18 protein-coding genes and 1 pseudogene are annotated in these 17,937 nt (G+C 40.0%); all 19 read left to right on the top strand.

Annotation, left to right across the window (positions count from 1 at the left end; genetic code table 11):
- Positions 1–198: pseudogene (locus tag AC3WJG_RS13555) on the top strand (pyridoxal 5'-phosphate synthase lyase subunit PdxS); the annotation flags it as partial.
- A gap of 37 nt (positions 199–235) precedes the next feature.
- The gene (locus tag AC3WJG_RS13560) at positions 236–484 is read left to right on the top strand and encodes a ferredoxin (protein ID WP_013083172.1); all 249 of its coding nucleotides are present in this window, start codon (positions 236–238) and stop codon (positions 482–484) included.
- A gap of 214 nt (positions 485–698) precedes the next feature.
- A complete protein-coding gene (locus tag AC3WJG_RS13565) occupies positions 699–1,028 on the top strand; it encodes a DUF3870 domain-containing protein (protein WP_013057066.1) in 330 nt (109 codons plus the stop codon).
- Between the two features lie 178 nt (positions 1,029–1,206).
- Positions 1,207–1,863: a CoA transferase subunit A gene (locus AC3WJG_RS13570; RefSeq protein WP_013057067.1), complete on the top strand. Its 657-nt coding sequence runs from the start codon at positions 1,207–1,209 to the stop codon at positions 1,861–1,863.
- Between the two features lies 1 nt (position 1,864).
- Positions 1,865–2,527: a 3-oxoacid CoA-transferase subunit B gene (locus AC3WJG_RS13575; protein WP_060745635.1), complete on the top strand. Its 663-nt coding sequence runs from the start codon at positions 1,865–1,867 to the stop codon at positions 2,525–2,527.
- Positions 2,527–3,717, top strand: a complete 1,191-nt coding sequence (locus AC3WJG_RS13580) for a thiolase family protein (RefSeq protein WP_337134311.1) — start codon at positions 2,527–2,529, stop codon at positions 3,715–3,717. Before AC3WJG_RS13575 ends, AC3WJG_RS13580 begins: the two co-directional genes overlap by 1 nt.
- Positions 3,705–5,090 carry an aminotransferase family protein gene (locus AC3WJG_RS13585; RefSeq protein WP_028408518.1) on the top strand — a complete coding sequence of 462 codons (1,386 nt, stop codon included), beginning with the start codon at positions 3,705–3,707 and terminating at the stop codon, positions 5,088–5,090. The genes AC3WJG_RS13580 and AC3WJG_RS13585 overlap by 13 nt, the downstream gene beginning before the upstream one ends.
- Complete coding sequence (locus AC3WJG_RS13590; protein WP_337134312.1) at positions 5,074–6,369, top strand: aminotransferase class III-fold pyridoxal phosphate-dependent enzyme; 1,296 nt, start codon at positions 5,074–5,076, stop codon at positions 6,367–6,369. The genes AC3WJG_RS13585 and AC3WJG_RS13590 overlap by 17 nt, the downstream gene beginning before the upstream one ends.
- Positions 6,370–6,397: 28 nt before the next feature.
- Entirely contained in the window at positions 6,398–7,855 is a 1,458-nt protein-coding gene (locus tag AC3WJG_RS13595) for an aldehyde dehydrogenase family protein (RefSeq protein WP_102812717.1), read from the top strand.
- Between the two features lie 29 nt (positions 7,856–7,884).
- Entirely contained in the window at positions 7,885–9,405 is a 1,521-nt protein-coding gene (locus AC3WJG_RS13600; RefSeq protein WP_337134313.1) for a M81 family metallopeptidase, read from the top strand.
- Positions 9,393–9,872: a GNAT family N-acetyltransferase gene (locus AC3WJG_RS13605; RefSeq protein WP_028408514.1), complete on the top strand. Its 480-nt coding sequence runs from the start codon at positions 9,393–9,395 to the stop codon at positions 9,870–9,872. The genes AC3WJG_RS13600 and AC3WJG_RS13605 overlap by 13 nt, the downstream gene beginning before the upstream one ends.
- 42 nt (positions 9,873–9,914) lie before the next feature.
- Entirely contained in the window at positions 9,915–11,324 is a 1,410-nt protein-coding gene (kamA, locus tag AC3WJG_RS13610; protein WP_028408513.1) for a lysine 2,3-aminomutase, read from the top strand.
- A 2-nt stretch (positions 11,325–11,326) separates the two neighbouring features.
- Positions 11,327–11,605 (top strand): YokU family protein, encoded by a 279-nt coding sequence (locus AC3WJG_RS13615; protein WP_013057076.1) that lies wholly within the window; start codon positions 11,327–11,329, stop codon positions 11,603–11,605.
- 101 nt (positions 11,606–11,706) lie between these two features.
- Positions 11,707–13,188 carry an amino acid permease gene (locus AC3WJG_RS13620; protein ID WP_098658392.1) on the top strand — a complete coding sequence of 494 codons (1,482 nt, stop codon included), beginning with the start codon at positions 11,707–11,709 and terminating at the stop codon, positions 13,186–13,188.
- Positions 13,189–13,395: 207 nt separating this feature from the next.
- Entirely contained in the window at positions 13,396–13,653 is a 258-nt protein-coding gene (locus tag AC3WJG_RS13625) for a SunI/YnzG family protein (protein WP_028408510.1), read from the top strand.
- Positions 13,654–13,692: 39 nt separating this feature from the next.
- Entirely contained in the window at positions 13,693–14,154 is a 462-nt protein-coding gene (locus AC3WJG_RS13630) for a GNAT family N-acetyltransferase (RefSeq protein WP_102812721.1), read from the top strand.
- Between the two features lie 190 nt (positions 14,155–14,344).
- Entirely contained in the window at positions 14,345–15,517 is a 1,173-nt protein-coding gene (locus AC3WJG_RS13635; RefSeq protein WP_098249711.1) for an iron-containing alcohol dehydrogenase, read from the top strand.
- Positions 15,518–15,699: 182 nt separating this feature from the next.
- Complete coding sequence (locus AC3WJG_RS13640; RefSeq protein ID WP_337134314.1) at positions 15,700–16,905, top strand: MFS transporter; 1,206 nt, start codon at positions 15,700–15,702, stop codon at positions 16,903–16,905.
- A gap of 137 nt (positions 16,906–17,042) precedes the next feature.
- On the top strand, positions 17,043–17,891 hold the full coding sequence (locus AC3WJG_RS13645) for a helix-turn-helix domain-containing protein (RefSeq protein WP_051421064.1): 849 nt from the start codon (positions 17,043–17,045) through the stop codon (positions 17,889–17,891).
- The last annotated feature ends 46 nt before the right edge of the window (positions 17,892–17,937 follow it).

A 17,937-nucleotide genomic window follows, 5' to 3' on the forward strand; every position in this document is an offset into this window, starting at 1 on the left:
GACGGTGTGTTCGTTGGATCAGGAATCTTCAAATCAGACAACCCTGAAAAATTTGCGCGAGCAATCGTGGAAGCAACTACTCATTATCAAGACTATAAACTGATTGCAAGCCTATCAAAAGGGTTAGGAAGTGCAATGAAAGGGATTGAAATTTCATCATTATTACCAGAAAATCGTATGCAAGAACGCGGCTGGTAATGAGTAATAACTTTTAAACTTAGTTAGGAGAATGATCATGGGGAAATATACGATAGTCGATAAAGAAACGTGTATTGCGTGCGGTGCATGCGGAGCTGCGGCACCTGATATTTATGATTATGATGATGAAGGAATTGCGTTCGTTATACTTGATGATAATCAAGGCACGGCTGAAGTGCCTCAAGAGCTGGAAGACGATTTAATAGATGCGTTTGAAGGCTGTCCAACAGAGTCCATCCGTATAGCAGATGAAAAGTTTGATGGAGACTCGAATAAATTTCAATAAAGCCGAATAAATAAAAAAATAGAAAGTTTTTTTAAAAGAAAAGAAGGATTTTGTCTAGAAAAGGCGAAATATTAGTTGTGTAAGAACATATCTTTTTAAAAATGAAAGCACTTACATAACTAAAAGCATATGAGTTAATCTCATTTGACCTTTCAGAATTATTAGTGTAAAAGTGCGGAGTAATTAAATAGTTTTTAAAAGGAGATTAAGGGGCATGCAAATACTGAATACAGTCATTGTGACAGGATATGCAAAAGCTCCACAGGGAACTTCCATGTATGAAATGTATAAGCATGCGGGAATTGTACTAGAAGTGGATCTGACAGAGCATAAAATTGTAAATGCTGAGTTTACGTTTATTACGGAGCTGACGCAAAATTTTTTCCGAAAGCTGCTTATTGGTTACTGCCTTGCAGATGGAATTGAACCTCTTATTGAACGTATTCAAAATTATTATTTTGCTCCATCTCAACAGGCGATTATCGTAGCGCTTCAGGCTGCAATCCAACGTTACTGGGATAATGTGAATCAAAAAATTACATAGCGTTTGGTTAGAATAAAGTGAGAAGACAACCTCTTTTCATGGTCTTATTAAAACCAAGCAGACACACACACTTTACAAAGAGTGGGGACATCCCTGTTTCTTTGGGGAGTCATTGTGTCCTGCTTGGTTTTTTTCGCGTAAAGCGCTGTGAAATATAAAAAGAAAAGGAGGAAACAAAATGAACAAAATCATCACGCGCGAAGAAGCAATAGAAAAAATAACGGATGGCGCACGCATTATGGTAGGTGGATTTGGTCTCGTTGGAAGCCCGCTTAGTCTGATTGAAGCGATTGCCAAATCAAACCTTAAAGATTTAGAGATTATTAGTAATAACCTCGGTGAACCTGGAAAAGGATTAGGTGTATTGGTTCAAAAAAAACAAGTAAAAAAAGCAATAGGTTCTTATTTTACTTCCAACCCTGAAGTTGTACATGCTTATCAACAACAAGAACTCCAAGTGGAGCTCATCCCGCAAGGAACAATGTCAGAGGCTATTAGGGCAGGAGGTGCGGGCATCGGAGGGTTTTACACGCCTGTGAGCGTAGGGACTCAGCTGGCGGAAGGAAAAGAAGAACGAGTATTAAAAGGAAAGAAATATGTTTTGCAAGAATCGCTGCACGCAGATGTAGCTCTAATAAAAGCTAAAAAAGCAGATCGACTCGGAAATCTTATTTACAGCAAATCAGCAAGAAACTTTAATCCAATGATGGCAACGGCTGCTGATATCGTGATTGCAGAAGTAGAAGAAGTTGTTGAAGTTGGACAGATTTCTCCTGAAGAAATTGTAACTCCTCATTTATACGTTACTTATATCGTAGTGAAAGGAGAAAATTAAGATGAACGTCAAACAATATATTGCTGCGCGTGCTGCAAAAGAGCTTTGTCACGGAGATACAGTGAACTTAGGAATCGGCATTCCTACTTTAGTTGCTAATTATATTTCACCCGATGTTCACGTGTTTTTACATTCAGAAAACGGGATTCTTGGCGTTGGCCCTAGTCCTGAAGAAGATTATATAGATCCAGAACTTGTGAATGCTGGAAAGCTGCCCGTCACGGTTTTAGAAGGTGCCTCATTTTTTAACAGCGCTGATTCTTTTGCCATGATACGCGGAGGCCATGTGAATGTATCGATTCTTGGAGTGCTTCAAGTAGATGAAGTAGGCCGAATTGCGAACTGGGCTGTTCCGGGGAAAAGTGTTCTTGGCGTAGGAGGAGCAATGGATTTATTAGAAGGCTCAAAAAAAGTGATTGTTACGACTCTTCATACGAACAGCCAAGGAGAGTCAAAGCTGGTTGAGGAGTTAACTTATCCGCTTACTTCAGAGCGACGAGTCGATATGATTATTACAGAATTAGCTGTCTTTTCGGTAACAGACCATGGTCTTGAACTTCTTGAAACAGCTCCGGGTGTTTCTTTAGAGACAGTGCAACAAAAAACGCAGGCTTCTTTTCGCGTTTCTAAATTATTTAATAAAAACAATGAGGTGACAGCATAATGGCAGTGATTGTAAATGCATTTCGAACGCCTATTGGAAAGTTTGGCGGTTCGCTTGCAGATACGCTTCCAGAAGAACTAGTCTCTCTTGTGATGAAAAACAATTTGTCTTCAGCGGGATATACGTCAGAGATTGTTGATGAAATCATTGTCGGACAGACGAAACAAAGCGCTCATGCTCCTAATATAGCGAGAGTAGCCGGGCTGAAAGCTCAATTCTCTGAACGTATTCCAGCTTATACCGTGCACCGCCAGTGCGGTTCAGGCATGCAGGCTGTAATGAATGGAGCTATGTCCATTTTATCAGGTCAAGCCGAAGTGGTATTAGCCGGAGGAGTAGAAAGCATGTCTCAAGCACCGCACTATACGGTAGGCACTCGTTTTGGTTTTCACGTTGGTGATTTAACACTCTATGACTCTAATACAGAAAGTCAACCAAAATCACAGCCTGAAACGTTATACGGAACGTTTACGATGGGACAGACGGCCGAGTGGCTCGCTGAAAAATATAGTATTAGCCGCACGGAACAAGATGAGTTTGCTTTTTATAGTCAGGAAAAAGCTAGGCGGGCTATAGAACTTGATTTGTTTGAAGAAGAAATTATCCCGGTAGCTGTAAAAGAAGGAAAAAAAGGTATGAGGCATTTTGCAACAGATGAATTTCCTCGTCTTACTAGCAAAGAAAAGCTTGGTGCGCTTAAGCCTGTTTTTCAAAAGAATGGAACGGTTACAGCCGGCAATTCATCCGGCAGAAACGATGGCGCTTCGATGCTGCTGCTGATGTCGGAAGAAAAAGCTGAGCACCTTGGATTAACGCCTATGGCAAAGATTGTGTCGTTTGCCACAGCGGGCGTCTCTCCAAAGGAAATGGGAATTGGCCCTGTTTCTGCTTCGCAAGTTGCTTTAAATAAAGTCGGTTTAAGCTTAGGTGATATGGACTTGATTGAATTAAACGAAGCATTTGCCGCTCAAAGTATTGCTTGCTTAAGAGAATGGGACATCACATCAGAAAAAGTGAATGTAAACGGAGGAGCGATTGCGCTTGGACACCCTTTAGGATGCTCCGGGGCAAGAATTATAACAACTCTGTGTCATGAGCTCCAAAAGCAAAAAAGACGATACGGTCTGGCTACTATTTGCGTTGCAGGAGGATTAGGAATGGCGATGGTGGTGGAAAGATGGACGAAATAAAAAGAGACTATGTGTTTCATAGAGATTTAACAAAAAAGTACCCAATGATTACACACGGTGAAGGAAGCTACTTAATAGATGAACAAGGCAAAAAGTATTTAGACGGCTGCTCCGGGGCCGTGGCGGCAAATTTAGGGCACGGCATTGCGCAAATAGCCGAGGCGATGGCGGAGCAAGCAAAAAAAGCGGCGTTTGTTCATACATTGCGTTTTGAAACGAATGTTTTGCATAAACTTTCGGAAAAAATTGGTAAAATGGCGCCACTTCATTTAAACAAAGTCTATTTTACATCAGGAGGATCAGAAGCTAATGAAAGTGCATTAAAATTAGCAAGGCAATATCACAGAGATGCCGGAAAGATGCAAAAACACATCGTAATCGGAAGGTGGCAGTCCTATCACGGAAATACGATAGGGGCACTATCAGCTGGAGGAGATGTAAAAAGACGATATCCTTATACACCCAACCTTTTACATTTTGCGCACGTCTATTCTCCGTATTGTCATCGCTGTCCGTATAATCGCAATCAAGAAGACTGCGTGGCAAATCAAAACTGGAGCTGCATCACCGATATTGAACGAACTATTTTAGAGCTTGGTCCAGAAAATATTTCAGCTTTTATCGCAGAGCCCATTGTAGGAAGTCAGCAAGGAGCTGTTGTACCTCCGCTTGACTATTTCAAAAAAGTACGTGAGCTCTGCAGCCGCTATGACATTCTTTTGATTGTTGATGAAGTGATGACAGGCTTCGGGAGAACGGGAACTGATTTTGCAGTGGAACAATTCGGAATCGAACCGGATATCCTAACGTTTGGTAAAGGAGTTTCAGCTGGGTACGCTCCTTTAGGAGGAATGATTGTCCATGACCGCCTGATTCAAGGTCTGTTAGAAAATAGCAGCGGGAAATTTCTTCATGGCTATACGTACAGTGGACATCCTGTTTCAATAGCGGCAGGACTTGCTGCTTTGGATATGTACGAAGAAATGAATATCCTTCAAAACGTTGAAACTCAAGGCGCGTATTTAATGGAATGTTTAGTAGCTCTGCAGCCCAAGTATCCTTATATTTCAGATATTCGCGGCCGCGGACTTTTAATTGGATTAGAACTAATGAAAGATGCCAATCAACAGATATTTTTCGAGCCACGTGAAGCAGCCAGCGAAAAGCTCAATGAAATTTGTATGGAGCTTGGAGGCGTCTTTTATCCAGGATCCGGATCTATAGATGGACATAAAGGAGAGCATATCATTATCAGTCCTCCTTTAAATATAACGAAATCAGAAGTTGATGAAATAGTGAGATTGCTAGATCATGCGTTTTCTATTTTTCATCAGCACATAAGAAAGGATGAGTCATATGAAAGTGCAAAGTAAAACAGAAGAGCTTCAAACCAAAGGAAAAAAACATTTATCACCGGTGATGACAAGAGTAACAGAGCTTGTTATTGAAAAAGCGCACGGTGCAAAATTTTGGACAGCTGATGGCAAGGAATATATTGATTTTGTATCAGGAGTAGCTGTCAATGCAGTGGGTCATACGCATGAAAAGATGGTAGAAGCGATAAAAAAACAAGCAGATCAGCTGCTTCATCTAGGCTTAAACTACGGCTATTACGAAACAGCAGTGAATTTGGCGGAAAAACTTGCGCAAATTACGCCTGGAAACTTAGACACGGTGTTTTTTTCAAACTCAGGCGCAGAAGCCATTGATGGTGCGCTCAAATTAGCAAAAGCAGCAACTGGCAGGCCAGCAATCATTGCTTTTGAAGGTTCTTTTCACGGTCGTACACTAGGAGCTACAGCTATTACGGCTTCAAGCTCAAAATACCGCAGCTACTACGAGCCGATTTTAGGAGAAGTGTATCACGTTCCTTATCCGTATCCAAGTCAGCTTCCTAATGTTGACGAGGAAGATGCAGAAGCATATTGCTTAAATCAACTGCAAAAGCTGTTTGAACTGCGAGTCGATCCTTCACGCGTATCAGCGATTGTAATTGAGCCAGTTATGGGCGAAGGAGGCTATTACCCTGCTCCTTCTAGCTTTTTACGCGCACTGAGAGACATAGCGAATGATTACGGCATTCTGCTTATTTTTGATGAAGTGCAAACGGGATTTGGGCGCACTGGAAAAATGTTTGCCGCAGAACATGCTGGAGTCACACCAGATATTTTAGTTTTAGCAAAAGCTCTTTCCGGCGGCATGCCTTTAGGAGCCATTGTAGCAAGCCGAGAACTGCATGAGAAATGGCCAACAGCTGGACATGGTTCTACTTTTGGAGGAAATCCAGTATCGTGCGCAGCTGCTTTAGCTAATATTTCAATCATTGAAGGAGAAAAGCTTGTAGAGCGCAGCGAAAAAGTAGGCGCGGATATCGTGAAACGTCTTCAGCATTCTATCGGACATTTACCTGCCATTAAAGAAGTTAGAGGAATTGGTATGATGATTGGTATTGAATTTCATGTTGAAACAGCAGCTGCTTATGTCCCTGTTATTAAATCAAAAGCGCTGGAAAAAAGACTGCTAATTATGAACTGTGGAGTCAAAGGGCAAACCATTCGTTTAATGCTGCCGCTAAATATTGATAAAGACGTGCTGGATCAAGGGCTGTCTTTACTAGAAGAAGCCATTACAGAAGCAGTTTCAATTAACTAGCTTTTTAAATGAAAAGGAGGGTAACAATATGAGTCAGACTAAAACTGAACTGTTACAAGGAAATTTATATATTAACGGCGAGTGGGTAAGTGAAGAGGAGCAAACCTATTTTGAAAGTATAAACCCTGCAACACAAGAGCTCGTCGGAACGTGCGCAGCCGCTACGGCTAGTCAAGTCGATGATGCGGTAAGAGCGGCTAGTACAGCCTACAGCCATTGGAAAAATACATCTATTCCTGAACGTGCAGCATTTTTAACAAAAGCAGCTGAGATTTTTGAAGACCGAAAAGAAGAGCTAGCTCAAGTGATGACAAAAGAGATGGGAAAACCGCTATCAGAATCCATAGGCGAAGTTGGTGTTGTCATTGCAACAGCTCAGTATATGGCGGGAGAAGGAAGACGTTTGTTTGGCGAAATAGTGCCCGCTGGCTTTCCTGACCGAGATATAAAAATGATTCGCGAACCGCTTGGAGTTGTGGCATGTATTACACCTTGGAACTTTCCTGTTTCTCTCGCTTCTTATAAAATGTTTGCCGCTTTAATCGCTGGCAATACCGTTGTCTGGAAGCCGGCTTCAGAAGTGGCGCTCTCAGCGAAGATTTTTATGGAAGTATTGCACGCTGCGGGGCTTCCAAAAGGAACAATTAACTTGCTTACAGGATCGGGCAGAATCGTTGGACAAAAGCTTGCTACGCACTCTGAAGTGAAAATCATCTCATTTACAGGTTCTACGGAAGTTGGTCAGCAGTTAGCAGAAATGAGCAGCAAAACCTTAAAGCGTATTTCTTTAGAGCTAGGAGGAAAAAACGCTGTTATTGTATTAAAGGATGCCGATTTGGATAAAGCAGCAGAAGGAATTGTTAAATCAGCATTTACGACCACAGGGCAGCGCTGTACCGCAGCTAGCAGAGTCATCGTGGAGCGTTCAGTAAAAGAAGAGCTTTTGAAAAAAGTAATAGCTCTTACAAAAGAAATGAAGATTGGAAATGGCCTTGAACAAGGAGTTGTGATAGGTCCGCTTGTTAATGAACAGCAGTGCCGTTTAGTAGAAAATTACGTACAAAAAGCGGTGGAAGAAGGCGGAAATATTGCTCTCGGAGGTCATGCTTTATCAGAGTTAGGAACTTGTTATTACATGCCTACAATTATTGATAACGTCAGTTCGAACCACACGATTGCTCAAGAAGAAATTTTTGGTCCCGTGCTTGCTTTTATTGAAGTAGATGGCTACCAAGAAGCAATGAGCGTCAATAATGGAACAATGTATGGGCTCTCCACTTCTATTTATACAAGCAGCTTGCACTATGCCAGCCGAGCTGCAAAAGACGCTGTTAGCGGATTAGTCTATATCAATAACGGAACATCTAATGCTGAAATGGGGGTAGCGTTCGGAGGAATGAAAATGTCTGGCAACGGCCACAGGGAAGTTTCTCATCATGCGTTTGATGTGATGACAGAATGGAAGTCTGTCTATACCAACTATTAATCTCGCACCTTAGCGAAAAGGAGGAGCACATGTCTTCATATCGCATTGGCATTGCCTTTTTTTATCATGAATCTCACAGCTTTAGTCCATTAAAAACAGAAATAGAACACTTTGTACAAGAAGGCTATTTTGTTGGAGCAGAAATATATAAAGCATACTCAGGAACCAAAACAGAAGTAGGGGGATTTTTAGATGTATTAAAGCAAGAGAAGCAAGTAGAAATCGTTCCCCTTGTTTGTGCAGCTGCGGTTCCATCTGGGATCGTATCTTCTGAAGCTTATCACACAATTGAAAAGCAAATGCTGCATTCGCTTACTCATGCAGGGCCGCTAGATGGTTTGTTAATCGCTTTGCACGGCGCAATGGTAGTAGAGCATCTTTTCGATCCTGAAGCTCATTTGTTAAGTCAAATAAGAAGCTTTATAGGAAGCGACGTTCCCATTGCTACTACGCTCGATATGCACGCAAATATCAGTGAAGATATGCTTACGTACACGCCGCTTCATTTCGGTTTTAAAACATATCCTCATGTTGATATGTACGAACAAGGAGTGAACGCTGCGCGAGCACTTTTAACACAAGTAAAAGAAAGCGCTATCTATTATGCGTCTTTTAAAAAATTGCCTATGCTTTTGCCGTCGATTAATATGCGAACAGCAGAAGGCCCTATGAAAAAAATGATTGACCTTGCTAAGCAAGCTGAGCAAGAAGCAGACGTATACAATGTTTCCATTTTTGGAGGCTTTCCGTATTCTGATATTCCAATTGCCGCAGCAAGCGTGCTCGTAACAGCTTTGAATCCTGAAACAGCAGAAAAAACAGCAAAGAAACTAGCTTCTCAGTTTTGGAGTATAAAAGAAGAGTTTATCGTGGATTTGCCTACCGTTGAAGAAGGTCTGCAAACAGCGTTAAAACTATCAAGCGAACAGCCAATTGTGCTTGCTGATATAGCGGACAATCCTTTAAGCTGCGGAAGCGGCGACACAACAGAGCTTTTGGAATACATGCTGAAGCTAAATATGCCAGGGACACTGTTTGGAGGTCTTTATGACCCTGAATCTATTAAACAATGCGTGCAAGCAGGAGTTGGGAACTACATCTCTCTTTCCTTAGGAGGAAAAGTTTCTCCTGAGTTCGGAAAGCCCGTTGAAGTTGAGGCGAAGGTCGTTGCTTTGTCGGAAGGTGAGTTTTACAATTCGGGACCGTTTAATCAGCATTTAAAAGTAAATGTAAAAGGTGCAGCTCACATTCAAGTAGGAGAATTAGACATTTTGCTGATTGGAAGGCCGGTATCAGCCAATGATCCTGAACTTTTTCGCCATATTGGCATTGAGCCAGCGACGAAAAAAATCATTGGTTTAAAAGCTAAAAATCATTTCAGAGCCGCTTTTGAACCGCTTGTAGGATCTATCATCTATGTGGATGCGCCAGGCGTAGCGTCAAATCGCTTAACGACCTTTAAGTATCAGCACATTCCAAAACCAATATGGCCGCTGCAAGATGTCAAGTATGAAAGTGAAAAAAGGAGGAAAGAAAAATGGATGCATTAAAAGAGCAGTATCATATCGAAGTGCCGGAATCGTTAACTCCTGAACAGCAAAAGATGATGATCGAACTTGAAAAAGATGCGTTTCCGGGCATGGGAGCCGTGGATGAACAGACGCTTGTACCTTTAGCGCGCTACGGAAAGCTCATTCAATATTTCCAGGAAAATGACGCAAGGCCAATTGCCATTTGCGAGCTGCTTCGAGATTACAAAGATGTCACAAAAGCTTATATCTTTGGGTTCTACGTCCGCTCTGATAAACAAGGAAGCGGAATTGGACAGCTGTTCTTAGAAGAAATATTTTCGATTCTACAAAAAGATAGTTTTGAAAGCGTTTGTTTGACTGTGAATGTAAAAAATGAAGGTGCTGTGAAGCTGTATAAAAAAATGGGCTTTACGATTAAAGAAACGCGAGCAGGAGAGTTTGGCGAAGGAGAAGATCGCTATTATATGGTGCGGTCAATTTCTTAATAGAACATCTATTCAAAAAATGAACTTTGGAGGGAATATAAAATGAAAAATACATTATATAAAGCAAGCAGACATTGGAAGGAAATTGAGCTTTGGAAAGATGTAACGGACGAGCAGTGGAACGACTGGGTATGGCAGCTGACAAACACGATTAAAACATTGGAAGATTTGAAGAAAGTGATCAATTTAACACCTCAAGAAGAAGAAGGCGTTAAAATTGCAACCAAAACGATTCCGTTAAACATCACTCCTTATTACGCATGGTTAATGGATGAGAACGATCCGAAATGTCCAATCAGAATGCAGTCCGTTCCTATTTCAGAAGAACTGCATAAGACAAGGTATGATTTAGAAGATCCGCTTCATGAAGATGAAGATTCACCGGTTCCTGGCTTAACGCACCGCTATCCAGACCGCGTGCTGTTTTTAGTTACAAATCAGTGCTCTATGTACTGCCGCTACTGTACAAGAAGACGTTTTTCAGGACAAATTGGCATGGGCGTTCCAAAAAAACAGCTGGATACAGCTATTAATTACATTGCTGCCAACCCTCAAATCCGTGATGTATTAATTTCCGGAGGAGACGGCCTATTAATCAATGATAATATTTTAGAATATATTTTGAAAAATTTGCGCGATATTCCGCACGTAGAAATTATTCGTATCGGTACAAGAGCACCTGTGGTGTTCCCGCAGCGCATTACAGAAAATCTTTGCAACATCTTAAAGAAATATCATCCGGTTTGGCTGAATACGCACTTCAACACATCAATTGAAATTACAGAAGAATCAAAGCGTGCTTGTGAAATGCTTTCCAACGCAGGAGTTCCAGTTGGAAACCAAGCGGTTATTTTAGCCGGAATTAACGACAGCGTGCCAATCATGAAGCAGCTTATGCATGATTTAGTAAAAATTCGCGTGAGACCTTACTACATTTATCAATGTGATTTATCAGAAGGAATCGGCCATTTCCGTGCGCCAATCAGTAAAGGACTAGAAATTATGGAAGGACTTCGCGGCCATACGTCCGGCTATGCAGTTCCTACGTTTATCGTGGATGCTCCTGGAGGAGGCGGTAAAATTCCGCTGCAGCCAAACTACATTATTTCTCAAAGCTCCAATAAAGTTGTGCTTCGAAACTTTGAAGGTGTTATTACGTCTTATCCGGAGCCGCAAAATTACCAAAGTGGCAGCGCAGAAGAATTTTATAAAAAAGTATATCCTGAAGTGTTTGAAAAATTTGAAAGCAACGGTGTTCTTTCGATTATTGATGATACAAAGTTCAACTTAACGCCGGAAGGTCTAAACCGTCTTGACCGCCGGAAAACGTATGACCAAAATCCAGAGCATAGCTCTTTAAAAGACAAGCGTGAAAAGCGCGATCAATTAAAAGAGAAAAAATTTGAAACGCAAATGAAAAAATACGAAACGGCGGGAGCGAAGGAGGAATAATGTTGAAATGCCAATGGTGCGAATCATATGAAGCGAAAGAGACGGATGCAACGGTTTATTGGGAGCTTCCTGACGGCACAAAAGCTATAGAAATTAAAGAGACGCCTTCCATTACATGTTCAGAATGCGGGATTACGTATCAAACAGATGAAACGGTTGGGCACATTGAAGATCAACTGTTTTTAATTAACACCTCTGCCTTAGAAAAAAGTGTAACGTACGAACAGCTTATGAGCCTGCCTCGTCTATTAAAACGAAACTACTTTGATTTTTCAAAGTAAGCAATGAAGAGTCCATCTCCTGCTTTTTGTGGGAGATGGATATTCTTATACGCTTTACATTAAACATGTGCGCATAGTTCATTTATAAAGGTGGGATAAGTATGGAAGCGGTCGATATAAATCGTAATGAAGAAGAAAAGAAGCAGGACGATAAGCATATAAAACGCCATTTAAAAGCGCGTCATATGACCATGATTGCCATTGGAGGGTCAATCGGAACGGGCTTATTTCTAGCTACCGGATCATCCATCCAAACTGCTGGACCTGGAGGAGCGCTGATTGCTTACGGGGCTATTGGAATTATGGTTTACTTTCTCATGACTAGTCTTGGAGAAATGGCCACGTTTATGCCGGTATCAGGTTCTTTTTCAACGTACGCCAGTCATTATGTAGACCCAGCTCTCGGCTTTGCGCTCGGCTGGAACTACTGGTTTAACTGGGCTGTTACGCTCGCTGTAGAAATAGCTGCTTCTGCTATTATCATGAAGTTTTGGTTCCCTGATGTGCCAAGTATTATCTGGAGCGCTTTGTTTTTAGGCTTAATTTTTTTACTTAATTTCCTATCTGTAAAAAGCTATGGAGAATCTGAATATTGGTTTGCTCTCGTAAAAGTAGTAACCATCATTGTGTTTATCGGAGTGGGCCTTCTGACCATATTTGGCATTTTCGGCGGTGAATATATCGGTTTTAAAAACTTTACATTAGAAGAAGCGCCGGTCAACGGCGGATTTCTGTCCGTACTAAGCATTTTCTTTATCGCGGGATTTTCTTTTCAAGGTACAGAGCTAGTCGGCATTGCGGCGGGGGAAAGTGAAAACCCTCAAAAAAATATCCCAAAAGCCATTCGCCAAGTCTTTTGGCGCATTCTTCTATTTTATATTGCAGCCATTGCTGTAATTGGGCTTATCATTCCTTACACAAGTCCATCTCTTCTAGGAGGAGATGTGGATAACATTGCTGTTAGTCCATTTACGCTTGTTTTTGAAAAAGCAGGAATTGCTGCAGCTGCTTCAGTGATGAATGCTGTTATTCTTACGTCGGTTTTATCAGCCGGAACTTCTGGCTTATATGCTTCTACGCGAATGTTATGGTCCATGGCCAATGAAGGGCAAGCGCCTAAAGCGCTTCGAAAAATTAATCGTCGAGGAATTCCAGTAAACGCGCTTGTTTTAACCACTATCATTGGCGGTCTTGCCTTTTTAACATCAATTTTTGGCGATCAAATGTATATGTGGCTTTTAAACGCTTCAGGCATGAGCGGATTTATTGCGTGGATTGGTATTGCCGTCAGCCACTATCGTTTCCGAAAAGCATATGTTGCTTCAGGACGGGATATAAATGAACTGGCTTATAAAGCAAAATGGTTTCCTTTAGGCCCGGTTCTTGCATTTGGAATGTGTCTCGTCGTTATTTTAGGACAAAACTATCAAGCGGTACTTTCTGACAAAATTGATTGGTACGGCTTAACGGTCTCATACATCGGCCTGCCTCTCTTTTTAGCGACGTGGTGGGCATATAAAATAGCAAAGAAAACCAAAGTTGTACCTTTGCATGAGTGTATCCAAAGAGAAGATAAGAAATAAAAAAGCTATACGGCTAACAATAAGCAAAAAAAGGTGAACCTCGGACAACAAGGTTCACCTTTTTTGAGTAGAAGTTACAAAAAATTTATGTCAATCTTAACAATAAAGGGTATATAAAAAAGAAAGACAAAATGTTAATTAAATTACAAATAAAGAAAATTATTCTATAATGATGAAAAGAAATGTTAATTAAAGGGGAGGTATAAAATGTTTACACCAACTATCAGTGTCCGAAAAATAAATGATAATCTCATTATAAAATGGCAGCTTTCACACTTTACGATTCCGTTAGAAGACATTCTTGAAGTAACGGAAGATGACACGTACGGAGGCAAAGAAGTAAGCGCCATTCGAATTGGCCCTCCGTACGGAACGACTGACCGCATCTTTATAAAAACGACCAATAAAAACTATCTGTTATTTACCTCAAACGCACCGGCTATATTAAACGAAATAAATTCATAACGACCATTACTAAATACGAGATATATAGGAGAGAAAAAATTGAAGATTAGCCGTACTTTCGATGCTGATACAATTGCCAAGCTTAATCAGTCTGTTCATCAACTGCATGTAGAATTATACCCCGAGCACTTTCAAACATATGATTTTCAGAAGATACATGAATTTTTTAAGAACGTGATGAAAGACGATAGATTTATCTTTCTTTTAGGAGAAAACGAAGGTCAGCATGTGGGATTCGCTTGGCTGGAAATAAAGCAGTATTCAGAGACAATGTTTAAAAAGACTTACAAGTCAATTTATGTTCATCAAATAAACATCGCAGAACCCTACAAAAACAAAGGGTTTGGTTCGAGTTTGATGAAAGAAATTTATAGCATTGCTCGTGAAAAAGAGATTACTACAATTGAGTTAGATTACTGGAGTGACAATACGATTGCCGAGAGCTTTTACGAAAAAGAAGGATTTGTTACGTATAGAAAAATGGCTTATAAAGAACTTTAAAGAGAGCATTTACTTGCTCTCTTTTTTATATCTAAGAAGCCATTTTCTTCATTTTAATTACTCAATAAAATAAAGTACGCGATTTGAGAACTTAACTCTTGAAAAATTTTTGTTTTACATTTATACTTACATTCTTGTTCGCGTAATGCGACAACTCACTTTATATTCAACTAGGAGGTATACAGATAGTATGGAAAATTTCATTTATCATAATCCCACAAAATTAATCTTCGGAAAAGATCAGCTTCAAGCATTATCAGAAGAGCTCCCGAAATACGGAAAAAATATTTTGCTTGTTTACGGCGGAGGAAGCATTAAGAAAAATGGTTTATACGATCAAGTTCTTACGCTGTTAAAAGAGTTAAACGTAAATATACATGAGTTAGCGGGCGTAGAGCCAAATCCTCGACTATCTACGGTACGAAAAGGAATTGAAATTTGCCGAAATGAAAACATTGACTTCATGTTAGCAGTCGGCGGTGGAAGCGTGATTGACTGCACAAAAGCAATCGCTGCCGGAGCTGAGTATGAAGGAGACGTTTGGGATATTATTAACAAAAAAGTAACGGCTACAAAAGCACTGCCGTTTGGAACGGTATTAACATTGGCAGCAACAGGTTCTGAAATGAATCCTGATTCTGTTATTACGAATTGGGAAACAAATGAAAAATACGTTTGGGGAAGTGCCGTTACGCATCCTGTATTTTCGATATTAGATCCTGTAAACACGATGTCTGTTCCTAGAGATCAAACTATCTACGGCATGGTAGACATGATGAGCCATGTGTTCGAACAATATTTCCATAACGTGAAAAATACGCCTTTACAAGATCGTATGTGCTATTCTGTATTACAAACAGTAATTGAAACAGCACCGAAATTACTAGAAGATCTGCAAAGCTACGAGCACCGCGAAACGATTTTATATTCCGGAACAATCGCATTAAACGGAACACTTCAAATGGGCTACTTTGGCGATTGGGCTTCACATACAATTGAACACGCAGTATCAGCGGTATATGACATTCCTCATGCAGGCGGTTTAGCAATCCTATTTCCAAATTGGATGCGACACGTTGTAGATCAAGATGTAACGCGTATGAAGCGTGTAATGACAAGCATGTTCGATATTGAAACTGCAGGTAAAAGCGACAAAGAAATCGCATTAGAAGGAATCGATAAACTAAGCGCTTTTTGGTCAAGCCTTGGTGCACCTTCTCGCTTAGCAGATTACGATATCGGAGAAGAGAGACTAGACGAAATTGCTGGAATTGCTGCTCGTGAAATGGAGTACGGAGGTTTCGGTAACTTTAAAAAACTAAATAAAGATGATATTTTAGCTATTTTAAAAGCGTCACTGTAAAGTGAAAAACAAAAAAGAAGGAGACATCTGTCTTCTTCTTTTTTGTTTTATCTTATAAATGACTGAAAATTAAGTAGAGCAGGAAGAATGGTTTTTTTCTCAAATTTCAGTTAACAACTAAAGGAAAAGCCTTATAATTAAGTACAGAAAGAAAGTTTTAGAGAATTTAAGGGAGTGGGGAGATGAAAAAGTTTGCGCTAGCTTCATATGCGCTTTATTTGCTGGGCGGATTAGTCATTACAGCCGTAGGGTCCGTCTTACCGCAATTGTTAACATATTATCATGTGTCCTATACAGTTGGCGGGCAGCTTGTATTATTAGGTTCTTTAGGATTTTTGATAGGAGTTCCGCTATCTTCTTTTCTATTAGGACGCTTCAGCGAAATGAATTTACTTACAGTTTCTGCACTAATGATAGCGTTATCACAAATAGGCATGCTTTTATTGCCGCCATTTGAGTGGATTATTGCATTCAATTTTTTAAACGGTATTGGTGTAGCCGCATTGGAAGTAGTTGTAGCTACTTTAATGATGGAAGTATTTATCGGTAGAAGAGCTATTGTTATGAGCTATTTAGAAGTATCATTTGGTCTAGGTGCGCTGTTGATGCCGTTAGTAGCTAGCTTATTGATTTCACAGAACAGCTGGAGGTTTTCATTTTTTATAACGAGTGTACTAGCTTTACTAATGGTTGTGGTTTGTAAAATGATTCCTTTTAAAAAAGAGACTGTTCTAACTTCAGAAAGCGATGCTTCAGACGCCAACTCAGAACCTGCGCCTGTGCTTGCTAAAAATCAAAGATGGAAAATACTTGCTCTTTTTAGTGTGATGATTTTTATGTACGCTGGAGTAGAAAGCAGTATGAATAATTTTCTTTCGTCTATTTTTATCGCGTATCTAGATGTAATTCCGTCACAGGCTACTTTGAGCATAAGCGTTTTTTGGGTGGCTATGCTAATAGGACGAGTGGCTACTGGATGGATTATTCGAATTGTTACATACGAACGTTATCTTTTTGGCAGCATTGGAGGAACAATTGTGAGTTTAGTGCTGTTTATTGTGTTAAAAGAAGCAGTAGCAGGCTATATTTTATTAGGGTTTTTAGGGCTTGCAATGTCAGGTATCTATTCGATAACGATGGTATATGCTAACCATACGTTTACTGGATCTGCTCGTATTGTAACAAGTTTAATTACTGGTTTTTCAGGGCTTGGAGGAGCTGTTTTCCCTGCACTTATTGGCTTTACTATGGATGTAAGCGGAATTACCTCAGCACTTTGGCACATAACAGCTTTTGCATGTTTATATCTTCTGGCGCTTTGCATCATTTTTTTCGCTCAGCGTGATGCCAAACAAAAAGCTAATAATCATTTGCAGCCTATGAAATAAATGCTACGTCAAAAAAAGAAGTGAATTATAAGTTCACTTCTTTTTCTTTTCTCTTTCGTTATAGTAAACAAAAAGGGTTCACATAAATTCAAACAAGAAAGTAAAAAATGGATATATCTATGAAAAAGGAGCGCAATATGAAAGAAGTGAAGTTTAACTCAAAGGACACCTTGAGTCAAAAACAAGAAAATGTTCAAATTATAAAAGCAGAAAACGTGCAGCCTCAACAAGCACGTGAAACGTTGGATAAACATTTGCTTCTTCTTCACCGTACCGCTAAGCCTGTTGCGATTCAAGAAACAGTAGCAGATAGCTTTCATGGAGGAGTAGCTTTTAGAAATGATATTAACTTTATTCCTGCTGGAGCTGACAGCACTTGCGAATGGAAAGAACCGCTATCTTTTTTGCGTGTTGAGTTAGATCCTCAAACCGTTAAAGAAATAGCTGATAAAGAAAACTTATCTTCTAGGCTTGATTTAAGCTATTACCTTAGAAATCAAGATTATAAAATGCAGCAGCTGCTTTTATGGCTTAGCGAAGAAGTCGAACAGGGGAATCCCCAAGGAAAACTGTACATTGACTCAGTTACAAATTTAATTATTTATCAGATTTTAAAACAGCATAACGATAGTCAGCCCAATTTCCTTGGTAAGAATCCGGGACTTGAGCATTTAAAAATAGCGATGGAATACATGCAAGACCACTATGCTGAATCAATTACATTAGATAAGTTAACTCGTTTGTCTAATTTAAGTCCCTCTCATTTCATTAACAGCTTTAAACAAACGCTAGGCGTAACGCCCCATCAATACTTGCTTAAGATTCGGATCGAAAGAGCAAAAGAAAAATTGCAAAGTTCTAGTTTGCCGCTTAGTGAAATTGCTTATGAATTAGGCTTTACAGATCAAAGCCATTTCTCAAGGCACTTTAAGAAAATAACCGGAATGTCCCCGCTTAAGTGGAAACAAAATTTTGTACAAAAATAACCGAATTTTGTACAAGAAAACGACTTGAATATCTCCTAAAATAAAC

The organism is Priestia sp. FW507-14D1A (assembly GCF_058781295.1).

Bases quoted from the DNA above. Each gene is read 5' to 3' on its own strand.
- AC3WJG_RS13620 (WP_098658392.1), top strand. From the start codon at position 11,707: ATGGAAGCGGTCGATATAAATCGTAATGAAGAAGAAAAGAAGCAGGAC.
- AC3WJG_RS13580 (WP_337134311.1), top strand. From the start codon at position 2,527: ATGGCAGTGATTGTAAATGCATTTCGAACGCCTATTGGAAAGTTTGGC.
- AC3WJG_RS13560 (WP_013083172.1), top strand. From the start codon at position 236: ATGGGGAAATATACGATAGTCGATAAAGAAACGTGTATTGCGTGCGGT.
- AC3WJG_RS13595 (WP_102812717.1), top strand. From the start codon at position 6,398: ATGAGTCAGACTAAAACTGAACTGTTACAAGGAAATTTATATATTAAC.
- AC3WJG_RS13645 (WP_051421064.1), top strand. From the start codon at position 17,043: ATGAAAGAAGTGAAGTTTAACTCAAAGGACACCTTGAGTCAAAAACAA.
- AC3WJG_RS13635 (WP_098249711.1), top strand. From the start codon at position 14,345: ATGGAAAATTTCATTTATCATAATCCCACAAAATTAATCTTCGGAAAA.
- AC3WJG_RS13575 (WP_060745635.1), top strand. From the start codon at position 1,865: ATGAACGTCAAACAATATATTGCTGCGCGTGCTGCAAAAGAGCTTTGT.
- AC3WJG_RS13640 (WP_337134314.1), top strand. From the start codon at position 15,700: ATGAAAAAGTTTGCGCTAGCTTCATATGCGCTTTATTTGCTGGGCGGA.
- AC3WJG_RS13590 (WP_337134312.1), top strand. From the start codon at position 5,074: ATGAAAGTGCAAAGTAAAACAGAAGAGCTTCAAACCAAAGGAAAAAAA.
- AC3WJG_RS13570 (WP_013057067.1), top strand. From the start codon at position 1,207: ATGAACAAAATCATCACGCGCGAAGAAGCAATAGAAAAAATAACGGAT.
- AC3WJG_RS13600 (WP_337134313.1), top strand. From the start codon at position 7,885: ATGTCTTCATATCGCATTGGCATTGCCTTTTTTTATCATGAATCTCAC.
- AC3WJG_RS13605 (WP_028408514.1), top strand. From the start codon at position 9,393: ATGGATGCATTAAAAGAGCAGTATCATATCGAAGTGCCGGAATCGTTA.
- AC3WJG_RS13625 (WP_028408510.1), top strand. From the start codon at position 13,396: ATGTTTACACCAACTATCAGTGTCCGAAAAATAAATGATAATCTCATT.
- AC3WJG_RS13565 (WP_013057066.1), top strand. From the start codon at position 699: ATGCAAATACTGAATACAGTCATTGTGACAGGATATGCAAAAGCTCCA.
- kamA (WP_028408513.1), top strand. From the start codon at position 9,915: ATGAAAAATACATTATATAAAGCAAGCAGACATTGGAAGGAAATTGAG.
- AC3WJG_RS13585 (WP_028408518.1), top strand. From the start codon at position 3,705: ATGGACGAAATAAAAAGAGACTATGTGTTTCATAGAGATTTAACAAAA.